Source organism: Holophaga foetida DSM 6591 (assembly GCF_000242615.2).
Lineage (GTDB): Bacteria > Acidobacteriota > Holophagae > Holophagales > Holophagaceae > Holophaga > Holophaga foetida.
Window position 1 is genome coordinate 1,668,162 of record NZ_KI912268.1, and the last position, 15,232, is coordinate 1,683,393.

Annotated in this window: 10 protein-coding genes and 1 tRNA gene; 7 read left to right on the top strand and 4 right to left on the bottom strand. The window is 64.2% G+C overall.

Annotated elements, in window-relative coordinates; genetic code table 11:
* Positions 1 to 8: 8 nt before the first annotated feature.
* Positions 9 to 1,919 (bottom strand): hypothetical protein, encoded by a 1,911-nt coding sequence (locus HOLFODRAFT_RS0207265; RefSeq protein ID WP_005035589.1) that lies wholly within the window; start codon positions 1,917 to 1,919, stop codon positions 9 to 11.
* Positions 1,916 to 5,236 carry a DUF2339 domain-containing protein gene (locus tag HOLFODRAFT_RS0207270; RefSeq protein WP_026939131.1) on the bottom strand — a complete coding sequence of 1,107 codons (3,321 nt, stop codon included), beginning with the start codon at positions 5,234 to 5,236 and terminating at the stop codon, positions 1,916 to 1,918. The genes HOLFODRAFT_RS0207265 and HOLFODRAFT_RS0207270 overlap by 4 nt, the downstream gene beginning before the upstream one ends.
* Positions 5,237 to 5,814: 578 nt before the next feature.
* Between HOLFODRAFT_RS0207270 and HOLFODRAFT_RS19935 the strand changes: the two genes are divergently transcribed.
* Complete coding sequence (locus HOLFODRAFT_RS19935; protein WP_005035586.1) at positions 5,815 to 6,513, top strand: ERCC4 domain-containing protein; 699 nt, start codon at positions 5,815 to 5,817, stop codon at positions 6,511 to 6,513.
* 26 nt (positions 6,514 to 6,539) lie between these two features.
* On the opposite strand, the gene carB is transcribed toward HOLFODRAFT_RS19935, so the two are convergent.
* Together carB and carA are read right to left on the bottom strand one after the other, a co-directional pair.
* A complete protein-coding gene (gene carB, locus HOLFODRAFT_RS0207285) occupies positions 6,540 to 9,752 on the bottom strand; it encodes a carbamoyl-phosphate synthase large subunit (RefSeq protein WP_005035584.1) in 3,213 nt (1,070 codons plus the stop codon).
* A complete protein-coding gene (gene carA, locus HOLFODRAFT_RS0207290) occupies positions 9,745 to 10,827 on the bottom strand; it encodes a glutamine-hydrolyzing carbamoyl-phosphate synthase small subunit (protein WP_005035583.1) in 1,083 nt (360 codons plus the stop codon). The genes carB and carA overlap by 8 nt, the downstream gene beginning before the upstream one ends.
* 309 nt (positions 10,828 to 11,136) lie before the next feature.
* Between carA and tadA the strand changes: the two genes are divergently transcribed.
* From tadA to HOLFODRAFT_RS19950, 6 genes are all read left to right on the top strand, one after another.
* Positions 11,137 to 11,592 carry a tRNA adenosine(34) deaminase TadA gene (tadA, locus tag HOLFODRAFT_RS0207295; RefSeq protein WP_005035581.1) on the top strand — a complete coding sequence of 152 codons (456 nt, stop codon included), beginning with the start codon at positions 11,137 to 11,139 and terminating at the stop codon, positions 11,590 to 11,592.
* Positions 11,593 to 11,627: 35 nt separating this feature from the next.
* Positions 11,628 to 11,717: transfer RNA gene (locus HOLFODRAFT_RS0207300), tRNA-Ser, on the top strand.
* 290 nt (positions 11,718 to 12,007) lie between these two features.
* Entirely contained in the window at positions 12,008 to 12,313 is a 306-nt protein-coding gene (locus HOLFODRAFT_RS19940; RefSeq protein ID WP_005035579.1) for a helix-turn-helix transcriptional regulator, read from the top strand.
* Positions 12,314 to 12,363: 50 nt separating this feature from the next.
* The gene (locus tag HOLFODRAFT_RS19945; RefSeq protein WP_005035578.1) at positions 12,364 to 12,660 is read left to right on the top strand and encodes a helix-turn-helix domain-containing protein; all 297 of its coding nucleotides are present in this window, start codon (positions 12,364 to 12,366) and stop codon (positions 12,658 to 12,660) included.
* A 10-nt stretch (positions 12,661 to 12,670) separates the two neighbouring features.
* On the top strand, positions 12,671 to 13,543 hold the full coding sequence (locus HOLFODRAFT_RS0207315; RefSeq protein ID WP_005035576.1) for a hypothetical protein: 873 nt from the start codon (positions 12,671 to 12,673) through the stop codon (positions 13,541 to 13,543).
* Positions 13,544 to 13,748: 205 nt separating this feature from the next.
* The gene (locus tag HOLFODRAFT_RS19950) at positions 13,749 to 15,179 is read left to right on the top strand and encodes an RNA-binding domain-containing protein (RefSeq protein WP_005035574.1); all 1,431 of its coding nucleotides are present in this window, start codon (positions 13,749 to 13,751) and stop codon (positions 15,177 to 15,179) included.
* Positions 15,180 to 15,232: the final 53 nt, after the last annotated feature.

Here is a 15,232-nt window from a genome sequence, read left to right on the forward strand (position 1 = left end):
CACACGATTCAGCGAGGAATCTTTTTTAGCAGACGCATCAGTACGCCTAGTAGGGCAAATACGGCTATCGCCAGCACGCCCCAGAAAACCTTGGCAAAGGCGGGGGAGCGCTCGGGAGGCGGCTCGGTTCCCTCTGGGCTCAGGGTCAGTTCCCTGACCGGTTCCAGGCGCAGGCGCTCAGCCAACAGGCCAATGTCGTAGCGGGGCTCCTCCATCTCGCGGCCGTAGCAGAGGTTCAATTCCTTACCGGGGTGAAAGAAGCGCAGGCGCCAGGTGGGCAACAGGCACTTGGCTTCCCGGAGCAGGAGGGGGGGGTTGTCCCCTTCCTCGACCTCCAACGTGACCCGGCGCCCCTCCAGAGGGGGCAAGGCCAGCACCAAGGCCGGGGCGGCCAACTCAGGATCCCGATGCTGCCAGAGGGTTTCCACCAGGATACGCGACTGGCCCTCGCCCCGATCCTCCCGCACCCGAATAGCACGCTGGAACACGCGGGCACCGGTCTCCAGGAGCAGCCGAGCAGGGGGAAGCTCGGCCTGAGGCAGTTCCAGAACATAGGCGCTGATTTTGTTCTGGAACACCCCATTGGGCAGCACCAAGGGCAGGACGAGGGGCTCGTCCCGCTTTTCGAGCAGGTAGGGGATCTGGTGTTGCTCCCGGTCCAGGAGCCGGAGATCGGTCAGGGTTCGGCTATGGGCAAGGACATGGGCATCCAGCACCAAGGCGGACAAACCCCGGGACCCTTGGGGCAGGGTGCGCTGGAAACGGAACCCCCGCTGATCCAGGGCAGTGCCCAGCCCCGGGTCCAGATTTGCTGGGGAGGAGGCAATTGCCTCCTCCGTGCTGGGAGCCGCTCCCCAGCTGGCTCGAGCCACCCTGGCACCACGGAGTTGTTCCCTCAGGGCCTCCAGATCGTACCGGGGCTCAGGAAGATTAGGGTTTCCGTAACTCGCCCGGAGAGGGCCGTTCGTCGGCGATTCAAAATAGATCCAGGGCTGTGATGGGAATTCGGCCTTCAGACCCCTCAGCTCCAGGGGCGCGTTGTTGCCGTTCTCCACTTTCAGGTCCAGTTCGGCTCCTTCGGGAGACTCGATGGGGATGCGCAGATCCGAAGCCAGCACACCATACCGTTCCGTTCGGCGGAGGGTTCCGCGGCCCAGGACCTTCGGAGACAGCCCATGGGCCTCCAGTCGGCTTTCCAGAACCGTGACCTCCCGCAGTAAGGGACCCTGCCCCCCCACATCCAACAAAAGGGCTCGGATGGGCAGGTGAGGACCCGGTAGTCGGACCCGGAATCGACTGCTGCCCGTTTCCGAAGGCCGGGTCCCGAAGACCAGAGACTCCTGAGAAGGCACAGCGCCCCCTAACCCCTCCACCTGAACCGAAGCGTTCCGGGGCAAGGCCAGCCGGGCACTGGATCGATCATCCCAGGTCAGGCGCAGATAGCGGTAATCTCCGAGGGGGAAGTCCACTCGGAGAAGGCGAAGTTCCTCTGTGGGCAGATCGAATAGGCTGCCCTGGGCCAGTAGCTCCGTCCAACGCAGGCGGTCCCCGCTGCCCTCCAGGCGGTAGCGTTTCAGGAAGGGCGCCTTCAGGCCGTCCAGCTCAAGGCGCGAAGTCCGCGTCGATGCCCCCAGGTCCAATTCAAGACCGCTGGTCTCCTTGGTCTGAGGGAGGGGCAACACCCGCCCAGTCTTCCACTGGGGTTCTCCCGGCAACGGGGGGACCAGCACATAGGGCAGTTCCCGGCCATTGTTTATCAGGCGCAGATCCCCCAGATCCGACCGTGCCCCGCCCAGGAGCGCCAGATCCACCTCCAGGCGCTGGGGCCCCTTCCCGGTAGGCTGGATATCCCGGAACCGCGAGGCCTGGGCGACAAGGGGAAGGGCCAAGGCCAGCAGGAGTGCACCGGGTCGGATCATCGGGATTCCCCAGAGCGGCGAAGCACGAACTTCTGAAGCATAACAGCCACGGCGGCAAGACTTGCAGCCAATCCCACGAAGGAAGCCACCCGATAAAGCCCCGATAAGCTCGACAGATCCAGCAGGAAAGCCTTGAAGACCGTCACCGTGAGCAGCAGGATGGCCGCGATTCGGGTGATGCGGCTTTGGACCATGAGCCCGGCAGTGAGCATGCCAATGGAGAAGAGCGCCCAACCGATGGTGTAGCTGAGGCCCTGGGCCAAGCTGCCCTGGAACAGGCTGAAGGTGACCCTGGGGCCCTCGCTGAAGAAGTCTGCAATCTCGATATTGAGCAGCAGGAAGAGTATCACCGTGCCCCCCGCTGGCAGCAGACGCGCAAGGGGCGGCAATCCCTCCAGAAGCAGGTCGTCCTCGTCTTTCAGCAACCACGCCGCCCCGAAGAAGCAGCCCGCCGCCACCAGATAGGTGTAGAGATACCAATTGAAGATGGGCACCGCGCTGCGCACCTGGTAGCCAAAGACCGAGGGATTCAGCACCAACCGCACGAAGACGGCTACCATCAGCCCGGCGGTCCAAGCCAACAGGCCCTTGTGAGGTATTCGACCGTAGAGCCACGTCAGCGCTAGCCCCAGCAGGGCCCACCCGAGGGTTATCCACTGCTTCTCAAGTTGCAGGGGGATGGCCACCGTCACAAAGGCCAGAATGCCTCCAGCCACCATGGCCAAGCGTCCCAGATCCCGCCGCCCTTCGGGCTCCAGGCGCAACAGGTCCAGCAGATGGGGCGTCAACAGGAGGGCCTGAATTACGGGCAAGCCCCCGATGAAATCCCGACATCCCAGGACCATCAAGGCTGGCCGGGCAAACAGGAAGAAGACAACACTGGCCAGGATCGCCGACAAGAAAGGCAGGCGCTCAGAACGGGCACGCGGTCCCAACACCAGGGGAAACACCAGCTGGATCAGGTACAGGGGTACGGCCAGACGCATCAGATGCCAGGCATGATCCTGTGGCGTGGATAAGCCTAAGGTGGCAGGTCCAAAACGCCAGGCCAGGAGGACCAGACCCGCACTGGCCACCAGGCCCAGAGCCCATCCGTAGGCGCGTTCCCGCCCAGCGAAGGTCAGTAGGCCGAGGGCCAGAACCAAGTTAGCGAAGAGGAAGAGCCCCTCCCCCGTGGCCCCCTTGGGTGTCGAGCAGAGCACAACCAGGAGGAGTTGGGCCAGTAGAAACCCGATCCCAGCGGCAGCAGGGAAGGTCCAATCTTCGATGCGGAGGTGCCGGGAGAGCTCGTAGAACCCGTAGGCGAGCCCCGCGAAGAACATGACCCCCCATGGGCCCACCAGCAGGTGAAGTCCCTGGGCGTGATAGGGCACCGAAACCACCCAAATCATGAGCACCAGAGGACTGAGCACGGCGCTTCCCAGCAACAGAGCGCCCCGGCGGAGATAGAGCGCCGCGGCCCCCAGGGCCAGCCCTAGCACGAGCATCACGCCCAACCAGGGCCAGGGTGGCAGGGAAAGCCGAGGCTGGGCTGCCACCATGAGTAGGAAGAGGTGAGGCACCCAACCAAGGAACACGCCGGAATGCTCTGGGAACGTATCCGATTTCGAGGGGCTGCAGGCTTTGAGCCAAAGGCTGCCCGCTACGCCCAACAGTGCAAAGATCACCAGCGCTAGGAGCCCCGGCACCAGATGATCCGCCATGGGCGCGTTGAACCACCAAACTGCCATTAGGATCCAACTCAGCACCATGCCAAGCGGGGAAAGCACCGGATAGCGATCGCAAGAGGCCTCGTGGAGAAGGCCCAGGTTCAGCAGGACCACCAGGATGGTCAGGGGCCATAGGCTGACCTGGGCGATGGATCCGACCGTCAAGAAGAAGAGCAAGACAAGACTCGCGAAAGCCAGGATGGCACCGCTCCCCCGGGGCTTGAGGGCCCGCCCCCAACGCTGGGCCACCAGGGGAACCCCAAGGTAGAACAGGCCAAAGCCACCGTATATCAGGAGGCCCGGCAGCAGGCGTTTGGCATCCAGGTATCGCGCAGACCAGACGGCCTCGGACCCCAGCACGAAAAAACACGCTCCGAAATAGACCAAGCCATCCTCGAACCAGATGGCATAGGCCGCTAGAAGCACCATGAGCCCCAGCAGCACTCCGAAGACCAGCCCCGGGGAAGCCGTCGCAGGTTCCAGCATGAGCAGCACTGGAAAGGTGAACAGCATCATGGGCGCCGTGTAGATGGCCCAACGCCCTTCCGTTTCAAAAGTCATCAACCTCGCCCAGCGCGTAGGGAGCCATGATGCACCCAGGTAGAGGACCACGAACAACACGAGGAACACCAGAACCATGGGCCAGGTTTCTTGGCTATAGCCGTTGCCGAGCCATACGGCCACGACCACCAAAGTGCTTCCACCACCCAGGAGGTGTAGCCACTCAGGCCCCCGGAGCAGGGCGATGAGAGCCAGGCCTGCTGCCACCAGGAAAAGGAATCCCAGCATCAGGAGGTAATGCCGCCCGAAGGCAGGGGTGGCTGCAAAGTACAGCGCGAAAAGCAGCGGCGGAACCATGGCGAAATTGACCGTGTGCCGGAACAGGGGATGGAGGTCGGGGGCGGCCTCATCATCGGACCGCCCCAGGAAGACGGCCCCCAGAGCCAGAATCGGGAAGAGCAGGAACACCCCTACCCCGATGCCCAGTTTTGTATCGTCCAGGAAGGTGATGACCCAGCCCAATTGATAGAGGGTCGAGGCCCCCATGCCTAAGGCCATGAGAATCGGCCAGCGCTTGCGCCGGGCAACCCAGGTGAGTCCAATGGTCAACAGCGCGAGGTAACCAAAAAGAGCGAAGGGACGATCCTCCCCTGTGGATAGGAGCGCCGGGGTCAGGAAGCCGCCCACCAGGCCCAGAAGAGCGACGAACAGGGAATCCCGACGAATGGAAAGGGCCACGGCCACCGAGGCAACTAATACCATCAGCAGGAAAGCGACCCCGGAGGGGATCAGGCCCCACAAAGCGTGGGCGGCGAAAAAGGTGGCGAACAGGGTTGCGATCCCGCCAGCCGTAAGGGCATGCGCCGTGATGGAGTAGACCTGGGCGCGCTTGGTCTCGCAGACCACCAGGAGCCCCACGCCGACAATAAGCCCGATGGACATGCGCACGGGGGCCGTGAGCCACCCGTGGTCGACGCCGTAGCGCAGAAAGGCGATGGCCGCCACCAGCATGGCCACACCGGCCACCCAGGAGAAGAGCTTTACTCCCACCAGGGTTTCCCAGTCGAAGGGCGCGGCAGGTTCGAGCTTGGGTGCAGGGAGGACCATGGCCAAGGGTGGAGGCCGGAGAGGAGTAGGTTTCTGTGAGGACGTGCTGACAGGTTCGGCAGCGGAAACAGACACGGGCGGTGGACCCATCAGGATCTGGGTCGCCTCAGGCATCTCTGCCGGCGTATCTGGAGCCGTAACCGGAGTGGCTTGAGTGATGGCCGTCGGCACAGGGGTTTCAAGCGCAACAGGTTCTGGAGGTGGAACGGGGGCAGCCTCCGATTCCGAAGGCGCAGGAACCACCCCCTGTTCCAGGCGTTTCAGGCGATCGTTCAGTTCCGAGATCTGCCGCCGCATGGCCTGGACAGTGCCTTGGAGGGTTCTCAGGTCCTTCAGTGGCTCAAGCGCTTCCTGATAGCGTTTGTCCCTTACCATGAGCCATATCAGCCCACTCACGACAACGATCAGGAGGAGAGCCAAAATACACCCAGGCGAACCACCCATTTTTGAATTCTCCATATAAAATATTTTTTCAATTATACACAGATATGTAATCTGGTCAATTAACCATTCGCCATTGCAGTGGATAAACGCAGATTCGGAAGGCATACCGCCTTTCAAAACTCGCGGAGACACCCATGGACTACTCCAACCCGCGCATCCTGGTGCTGGCCGACGACCGGGAGCGCAACAGCCTGACCTTGGCGGCACTCCAGGCCATGGAGGAGGTGGACGTGCAGGTGGAGCGCCTGAAGGTCGGCGACTATCGGGTGGATGGGTGTCTGGTGGTGGAACGCAAAGGACTGGGCGACCTGCTCAACTCCATCGAGGATGGTCGGCTGTTCCGGCAGGCCAGCGCCCTGGCCTCCTGCGGAGACCGGTGCATGCTCCTCCTGGAGGGGCGCGCGGAGGAGATCCAGGCGAGGGCCATGCGGCGGGAGGCCATCCAGGGGGCCCTGATCTGCGTCTCACTGGTCTGGGGTGTGCCGGTGATACGAGCCCTGGGCGGCGAAGAGTCCGCGCACCTGATGCTCTATGCCGCCCGGCAACTGCGGCAGACCAGGCGGCCCATCGCCTACCGCCCAGGTGCCTGCCCCACCGTAAGGCGACGGGCCCAGACCTACATCATCCAAGGCCTCCCGGGGGTGGGCCGAGAACTCGCCCTCCGCCTACTGGAACGCTTCGGTAGTGTGGAAGCCGTCATGACCGCCCCCGCCGAAGCCCTGCAGCAGCTCCCCGGTATCGGTCCCCGCAAAGCCGCCCGGATCCGCTGGATCCTGGGTACGGACAAAGCCCCCTCCCCGACTGGCGGAGAGGGGGCCTTTCATTCCCTTTAATTTTTCCTGGGCGCGCCCAGGAAAAATTAACTGAGTTCCTGCAGCGACCTCACCCGCAGTTCCTTCCGCAGCGTCTCTACGGCCTCGCAGGCGGCTAGGGCGGCGTTGAGGTTGGTGAGGCAGGGGATCTTCAGGCGCAGGGCCTCCTTGCGGATGGAGCCTTCGTCCTGGTAAGCGCTGCGGCCCATGGGGGTGTTGATCACCCACTGGATGTCGCCGTTCTTCAGGAGATCCACCGCGTGGGGGCGGCCCTCAGCCACCTTGTTGATGCGCTGGATCTTCATGCCCAGCGTCTCTTCGATGTGCCGGGCCGTGCCCTCGGTGCCGCAGAGCTGGAAGCCCAGCCCCGCGAGGCGGGTCGCCAGTTCAGGCAGCTTGGCCTTGTCGTTCTTGTTGACGGAGAGGAAGACCTTGCCCTCCAGGGGGATGCGGATACCGGCGGCCAGCAGGGCCTTGGCATAGGCCTCGCCGAAGGTGGAGCCCAGACCCATGACCTCGCCGGTGCTCTTCATCTCGGGACCCAGGACCGGATCCACCTCGGGGAACTTGGCGAAGGGGAAGACCACACCCTTGACGGCCACCGCCAGGGGCTGGCCATCCTTGACGCCCTGCTCCGCCAGGCTCTGGCCCAGGCCGATGCGGGCGGCGATGCCCGCCCAGTCCTTGCCCGTGGCCTTGGAGAGGAAGGGCACGGTGCGGCTGGCGCGAGGGTTGGCCTCCAGGCAGTAGGCCACACCATCCTTCAGGGCCCACTGGAGGTTCATCAGACCCTTCACGCCCAGCTCCAGGGCCAGCTTGCGGCTGTAGTCCTTCACCGTCTCCAGGATGCCCTCCTCCACGCCCATGGGCGGGAAGACGGCATAGCTGTCGCCGGAGTGGACGCCAGCCTCCTCGATATGGGCCATGACGCCCGCGATGGCGACATCCTTGCCGTCGCAGACCAGGTCGACGTCCAGCTCCTGGGCGCCGTCCAGGTAGCGGTCGATGAGCACCGGCTGGGTCTCGTCCACCGCCGCGGCTTCACGCACGTACCGCTCCAGGCCCTTCTCGTCGAAGACCACCGCCATGGCACGACCGCCGAGCACGAAGCTGGGGCGCACCATCACGGGATAGCTGATGCGGTTGGCCAGAACCCGGGCCTCATCCATGCTGCGGGCCATGCCCCACTCAGCGGCGGGGACATTCAGTTTGGAGAGGACCTGACCGTAGCGCTCGCGGTCCTCGGCATCCAGGATGGCCTTGAGGGGGGTTCCCAGGAGCTTGACCCCGGCGGCCTCCAGGGGGGAGGCCAGTTTCAGAGGCGTCTGGCCGCCGAACTGGGCGAAGACCCCCAGGAAGTTGCCGTTCCGGCTCTCCCGGTCGATGGCGGCCATCACGCTCTCGAAATCCAGGGGCTCGAAGTAGAGGCGATCGGAGGTATCAAAGTCGGTGCTGACGGTCTCGGGGTTGCAGTTCACCAGGATGGCCTCCACCCCAGCGGCCCGGATGGCCTCCACGGCCTGGACGCAGCAGCAGTCGAATTCCACGCCTTGGCCGATGCGGTTGGGCCCGGAGCCCAGCACCATGGCCTTGGGGCGGTCCGAAGGCTCCGCCTCCGAGCACTCATCCCAGGTCTGGTAGAGGTAGGGGGTCTCGGCCACGAACTCGCCCGCGCAGGTATCCACCCGCTTGGCCACCTGGAAAAGCCCCAGGGCCTCGCGGCGTCCGGCCACCTGGGCTTCGGTTGCCCCGCAGAAGGTGGCGATCTGGGCATCGGTGAAGCCGGAACGCTTGGCCTTCTCCAGCAGTTCCTCCGGCAGATGCTCAACACTGAAGCCCCGCAGACGGCCCTCCAGCTCCACGATCTCCTCCATCTCCCGGAGGAACCATGCGGAGATCCCCGTGAGGCTCACGATGGAATTGACGGTATGCCCGGCCTTGAGGGCCTGGTAGATCCACACCATCCGCTCAGGGCCAGGGGTCAGCAGGTGCTCCTTGATGCAGGAGAGGTCCAGCTTGCCTTCCATGGCCCCCGCCAAGCCGGGGTGTCCGCACTCCAGGCTGCGCATGGCCTTCTGGAGGGCTTCCTGGAAGCTGCGGCCGATGGACATGGCCTCGCCCACGCTCTTCATCTGGGTGCCCAGCACCGGTGAGGCCTGGGGGAACTTCTCGAAGGTGAAGCGGGGCATCTTGACGACGACGTAGTCGAGGACGGGCTCGAAGGCCGCCTTGGTCTTGCCGGTGATGACGTTGGGGAGCTCCCAGAGCCGGTAGCCCAGGGCCAGCTTGGTGGCCACCCAGGCAATGGGGAAGCCCGTGGCCTTGGAGGCCAGGGCCGAGCTGCGGCTCACCCGGGGGTTCATCTCCACCACGATGAGGCGCCCGGTCTCGGGCTGGAAGGCGAACTGGACGTTGCTGCCGCCGGTCTCCACCCCCACACCGCGGATCACGGCGATGGCGGCATTCCGCATGGTCTGGTATTCGGGATCCGTCAGGGTCAGGGCCGGGGCGACGGTGATGCTGTCGCCGGTGTGGACGCCCATGGGATCGATGTTCTCGATGGAGCAGATGATGACCACGTTGTCATCGAGATCCCGCACCACCTCAAGCTCGAACTCCTTCCAGCCCAGGATGCTCTCCTCCACCAGCACCTGGGTGATGGGCGAGAGATCGAGTCCCCGGCGCAGGATGGTGTCGAATTCCTCGATGTTGTAGGCGATGCCGCCACCGCTGCCTCCCAGGGTGAAGCTGGGGCGGAGGATGGCGGGGAAGCCAGTCACCTTGAGCAGCTCGTGGCCTTCCTCCAGGGTGTGGGCAAAACCTCCCTTGCAGGTCTCCAGGCCCAGCTCATCCATGAGGTCCTTGAACTGGGCGCGGTCCTCACCCTTTTCGATGGCTTCCACCTGGGCACCGATGAGCTTCACGCCCAGGCGATCCAGAAGACCGGACTTCGCCGCCTCCAGGGCCAGGTTGAGGGCTGTCTGGCCACCCACCGTGGGCAGGATGGCGTCGGGGCGCTCCTTCTCCAGGATCTTCTCGAGGATGGAGAGGGTCAGGGGCTCGATGTAGGTGGCATCGGCCCGGATGGGGTCCGTCATGATGGAGGCTGGGTTGGAGTTCAGGAGAATCGTGCGGATTCCCTCCTCCCGCAGGGCCTTGAGGGCCTGGGTGCCGGAGTAGTCGAACTCGCAGGCCTGGCCGATCTGGATGGGGCCCGAGCCCAGGACAAGGACAGAGGACAGGTCGGTTCGCTTAGGCATGGTACTGCTCCATCATCGCGACGAACTTCCCGAAGGCGTGCCGGGCGTCGTGGGGGCCAGGGCTGGCCTCGGGGTGGTGCTGCATACTGAAAATGGGAAGGTTCTTGTGACGCAGGCCTTCCACGGTGTCATCGCTGAGATGGCGGTGGGTCACCTCGATCTCCGAAGGCAGACTGGCCTCGTCCACGGCGAAGCCATGGTTCTGGGCGGTGATCTCCACCCGGCCCGTGGCCAGATCCAGCACCGGCTGGTTGGCGCCGCGGTGGCCGAACTTGAGCTTGAAGGTGCTGCCCCCGAAGGCATGGCCCAGGAGCTGGTGCCCCAGGCATATGCCGAAGATGGGGAGCTTGCCGATGCACGCCTCCACTTCCTTGCGCATCCCCTGCAGGGCGGCGGGGTCGCCGGGGCCGTTGCTCAGGAAGAGGCCCTGGAATCGCTTATCCGTGAGTTCGGAAGCCGGAGTGTCCCAGGGGAAAACTTCCAGATGGCAGCCCGTGGCGTGGAGCTGTTTGAGGATGGAATCCTTGATGCCGCCATCCAGCACCGCCACTCGGAAACGGGCGCCGGGGGTGGGAATGTCGTAGCGGGCGGCACAGCTCACCTCAGGAGCCAGGGCCTGGCCCGTCATCTCGGCCAGATCGGCGGCGGCGGCGACGCCAGCCTCCAGGGAGCCCTCGGATTCCGTCCAGATGAGGCCAGGCTGAGCCCCCTTGTCACGCAGATACTGGGTCAATCCCCGGGTATCCAGCTCAGTCATCACAGGCACCCGATGCCGACGCAACCAGGTGCCCATGTCCCCTTCCGCGAAGACGTGGTCAGGCACCCCAGTCATGCGGCGACAGAGAAGGGCCGTGGCCCAGGGCCGAGCCGCCTCGTTGAGATTGTGATGGATGCCATAAATGCCCTGCTCCGGGAAGGTCATGCAGACCATCTGCCCGGCAAAGCTTGGATCCGTCAGGATCTCCTGGTAGCCGGTCATGGATGTGGTGAAGACGGCCTCGCCGCTGCCACCAAATCCAAGTGGAGCCTTCCCCCGGAAGGTCTTGCCATCTTTTAGGATCAAGTGGGCCCGCATGTCGCCTCCTCCAACAACTCTCTTCATAGAAAAAGCGCCGCCGGGTTCACCCCCCCTGCGGCGCTTGCGATGGGCCGACCCACGCACAGGGGCCTTGGGAATTTTGCGGCCTTTCGAAACCGAAGACCAGTCTTTAAATTTAAGGCATTTTGTGGGATACTTCCGTCTTCGCAAGGCGTTGCAGACCCCTCGGGAGCTGGAACGCCTTTTCTTTTCCCAGCTTACGGGACTCGATCCGTTCCAGCGCGGATTTCTTCCAGCCAGCCCCCCCGCAACCCATGGACTTATGACGACGAGGAGCCCTGATCGATGTGGACGGGAGATGACCTCTACTTCATGAGACTGGCCCTGGAGGCTGCCGAGGACGCAGACCGCGAGAACGAGGTGCCCATCGGAGCCGTCCTGGTCCAGGAAGGCCGAATCGTGGGCAAGGGCCACAACTGCCCCATCACCCAGAACGACCCCACCGCCCACGCCGAAATCATGGCCCTGCGAAGCGCCGCCGAGTGGCTGCGAAACTACCGCCTCACGGGCTCCACCCTCTATGTCACCCTTGAGCCCTGCCTCATGTGCTTCGGCGCCCTCACCCACGCCCGGGTCGAACGCGTCGTCTTCGGCGCCCCCGACCCCAAGGTCGGCGTCAGCAAGCTACAGGACACCCTGGCCCAGGCCAACCTCAACCACCGCATCCAGCTGGAAGGTGGGCTCCTGGAAGACGAATGCCGCGCCCAGCTCCAGGCCTTCTTCAAGCGCCGCCGAGGCTAGAAGCCAAACCCAAGCCCTGCTAGACTGACCCTCCTGGAGAGATGGCAGAGTGGTCGAATGCGCCTGACTCGAAATCAGGTGACGGTGTGAGCCGTCCGGGGGTTCGAATCCCTCTCTCTCCGCCAGACTTAGCGCGATAGGCCCCCTTCCTGGGGGCCTTCGTGTATCCCGCCTGTATCCCAGGCGCAGAAAATCGCGAGAAGGAAATCGGTAGCCCCCTGTCAAGGGGGATCCGCCTGCGTGCATCCCGGCCCATGCCCGTCTCAGCCGGGCGAACCCCGGGACAGGATGGGCATCGGAATCAATCATGGACGGCGCAGGAGAGGCATAGACCTCCCCGCACGCCGAGAGTCAGGCGCCTCGACGTTTCCTCCTCAACCCCCATCGCCATGGGGGACACCTCCAAGAGGTTTCCATGAACATCATCCCCTTCAATCCAGCCACCCTCGATTCCGAGGCTACCCCCATCGGAGCCTGTGTCGGCCAAGCGCACAGCCTCCAGAGCCGGCCCAGCGGTCGTCTTCGCACCGTCATCGAGTTCTGCGAGCACAACCAGATGGGACGCAGCACGTTCTACAAACACCTGAAGGCGGGAAAGATCAAGGCCATCAAGATCGGCACCCGGACCATGGTGCCCGATAGCGAGCTCGAGGCCTGGATCTACCGCCTTGACCAGCCCTATCTCTTCCCGATCGAGGAGCAGGGGCCCTTGGCCTCCTAGCCACCCATCTACGCCTCTACACCCAGAAAAATCTCAAACACGAGGACGCCATGCACAAATACATCCGCATCATGTCAAACCATCTGTCGAAAAACGTGTCGATCTACCCAACCAGGGAAAGCGCGGAGGCCGCACCCGCGTCCATCCTGCCTCCCATGGTTCTTCATTTCACGGTCAATGAATTCCTGACCGCAAACCGGATTGGACGGACCAAGTTCTATGAACTCGTCCAGCAAGGCGTCATCCGCCCCATCAAGGTCGGCCGAAGGACCTTGGTTCCTCGAGTCGAGATGGAGGCGTGGGTCCGGCGACTGGCCAACCCATCATCTTGGCGTTCGGGGCGCTAGGGGCCCGGAGATGGCCCAGATTGTCGACTTCACCCCCCTCGGCTCTGCCGGGGGGGACCCCCGCGACATCCTATTACTTGATATCTTAAGCAACAACTCTGTCGATCTTGAGCTCACCGCCCGACAGGCCCTCCTCCAATCACGGCGGGGCAAACTGGCGAAAGCGCTGGCCGAGACCGGGGACACACGAGCAGTCCGGAAACTGAGCCGATGCGGCGCCGCAAAGGTCCGCGTCGAAGGCCCTTTTGGGGCTTACTGGAAACCCAAAGGGTGCCATGCAGCTTACTGCCCGGTCTGCAATGGCCACAAAGCCCAGCGGATCTTTAACCCCATGAGGCCTGAGGTGCTCAGGATCATGGGAACGCGCGGTTGCGCCCTGCACTTGGTCATCGCCGGCCCAGAGACCAGCGACGCCCTGAGCTTCACACCACTGAAAGACCGCCTCCACCACCTCCTCCGCCAAGCGAGGAAGGCCTTAGGTGGGTACCGCTGGAGGACCTACTTCGCTAAGCGCGTGGGCGTTGTGCTCTGCGCCGAGATCGGCCGAGGCAGCAAAGACCTTGGGCACCCTCACATCCACCTGTTCGCCTGCGCAGCCTCCATCAAGACCATCCAGTCCTTCGCCCTATGGCTCAACGAACGCTGGCAGGACCTAGTCCCCCATGCCCTACCCCTCCAGACCGATAAAGTCTCGCGCGTTGGAGCCGGATTCGACTGGGCCAAAAGCCTCTGGTATGCGCTCAAGGGCACACGCTTAGGCGTTGATTGGGGGCCAGAGCTCCTCTTCGAGGCCGTGTGCGCCCTGAGCTCAGGTTTGCGCCTGGTGACCACCCAGGGCCTCCTCAAAGGGAACTGGCTCGGGTCAAAGAGGGAGGCAGCATGACGGACTTAACCAAAGGGCATCCCGCCACAGCATGACGCCACCTTATTTCAAATTTGGCCCAAAACTGAAATAAGGGCGCCCCTTGTTTCAAGGTATGCATTTGGTGTCAGAGCCCAGACCAGGCGCCATTTGCGTCCGCAGGTTAATCTGGAGGGCAGCGACTCAGACTGGCTCCCTATTCCGTCCGCCCCCGGAGATCCCCCCCATGACCCTCGATGACCTCAAGGCCCTTGTCGCCTGCGGCGAATCGGAGACCTTGGAGTTCAAGGAGACCACCGGCCAGCGGGGAGACGGCGCCAAGGCGGTCTGCGCCATGCTCAACGGCCAGGGCGGCTATGTCCTCTTCGGTGTGACCGACCGGGGCGAGGTCCGGGGCCAGCAGGTGAGCGCCAAGTCCCAGGAGGACGTGGATAGGGAACTCCGGCGGATCGAGCCCCCGGCCTTTCCGGCCATCGAAGTGGTGCCCGTCCAGGGGGATCGGAGTGTGCTGGTCCTCCGGGTCTCGGGGAGCAACCAGGGGCCCTACACCTACGACGGCCGTCCCTACCTCCGCCAAGGGCCCCAGACCCTGCCCATGCCACGGGCCCGTTACGAGGAACTCCTCCTGGAGCGGCTCCACGGCACCCAGCGGTGGGAGAACCAGGCGGTCCCCCAGGACGTGGGCATCCAGGATCTGGACCACGAGGAGATCCGCCGGGTCCTCAATGCCGCCGTCCAGCGCGGCCGCATCGAGCAGCCCCTGGAGCAGGACATCCCTGGCATTCTCCGCGGTTTCGGCCTCATGCGGGACGGAGCCCTCCTCCAGGCGGCCGTGGCCCTCTTCGGCAAGACCGATCAGCTCCAGGCCCTATACCCCCAGCTCAGCCTCCGCCTGGGCCGCTTCCGGGGCCCGGACCGCTTGGCACCCTTCGAGGACAACCGCCGCTACTGGGGCCATGCCTTCCAACTCCTCCAGAGAGCCGAAGGGTTCCTCCTCGACCACACCCCCATCGCCAGCCGCGTCTTGCCCAAGCGCGAGCGGGAGGACCTCCCGGCCTACCTTCCCGCCGTCACCCGCGAGGCCCTGGCCAATGCCCTGTGCCATCGGGACTATGCCCAGGCCAGCGGCGCGGTCACCCTGGCCATGTATGACGACCGCCTGGAAGTCACCAATCCTGGCGGGCTCCACTTCGGCCTGACCCCGGAAGCCCTGGCGGCCCCCCATGAGTCCCGACCGTGGAATCCCATCATCGCCAGCGTCTTCTACCGCGCCGGGATCATCGAGAGTTGGGGATCAGGGACCACCCGCATGATCGAGGCCTGCAAGGCGGCGGGCCGGCCCTTGCCCACCTGGGAGGCCCTGCCCGATGGCCTGGCTTTCACCTTGAGGGCCCCAGCCCCCTATGCCACCCCGGAAGTCACCCCGGAAGCTACCCCGGAAGCCTCCCCGGAAGTCCGAGCCCTATTGATCCATTGCCAAGTCGCTCGGAGCCGGAAAGAGCTCCAGGCTCTGCTCGGCCTCAAGGATCCCGACCACTTCCGCCTCGCCTACCTCCAACCCGCCCTGGAGGCCGGCCTCATCGAAATGACCCTGCCGGACAAGCCCAAGAGCCCCGCACAGAAATACCGGGCAACGGGGAAGGCTAACCAGAGCTGAAGCAGGGGAATGGAGCAGGCTTGCCTCGAGGGCCGCGCTTTGCCAAGCAAATG

Excerpts from the sequence above, each read along its gene's own strand:
- HOLFODRAFT_RS0207270 (WP_026939131.1), bottom strand. The coding sequence starts at position 5,236 with ATGGTCCTCCCTGCACCCAAGCTCGAACCTGCCGCGCCCTTCGACTGG.
- HOLFODRAFT_RS19935 (WP_005035586.1), top strand. The coding sequence starts at position 5,815 with ATGGACTACTCCAACCCGCGCATCCTGGTGCTGGCCGACGACCGGGAG.
- carB (WP_005035584.1), bottom strand. The coding sequence starts at position 9,752 with ATGCCTAAGCGAACCGACCTGTCCTCTGTCCTTGTCCTGGGCTCGGGC.
- HOLFODRAFT_RS0207265 (WP_005035589.1), bottom strand. The coding sequence starts at position 1,919 with ATGATCCGACCCGGTGCACTCCTGCTGGCCTTGGCCCTTCCCCTTGTC.
- HOLFODRAFT_RS0207315 (WP_005035576.1), top strand. The coding sequence starts at position 12,671 with ATGGCCCAGATTGTCGACTTCACCCCCCTCGGCTCTGCCGGGGGGGAC.
- HOLFODRAFT_RS19950 (WP_005035574.1), top strand. The coding sequence starts at position 13,749 with ATGACCCTCGATGACCTCAAGGCCCTTGTCGCCTGCGGCGAATCGGAG.
- HOLFODRAFT_RS19945 (WP_005035578.1), top strand. The coding sequence starts at position 12,364 with ATGCACAAATACATCCGCATCATGTCAAACCATCTGTCGAAAAACGTG.
- HOLFODRAFT_RS19940 (WP_005035579.1), top strand. The coding sequence starts at position 12,008 with ATGAACATCATCCCCTTCAATCCAGCCACCCTCGATTCCGAGGCTACC.
- tadA (WP_005035581.1), top strand. The coding sequence starts at position 11,137 with ATGTGGACGGGAGATGACCTCTACTTCATGAGACTGGCCCTGGAGGCT.
- carA (WP_005035583.1), bottom strand. The coding sequence starts at position 10,827 with ATGCGGGCCCACTTGATCCTAAAAGATGGCAAGACCTTCCGGGGGAAG.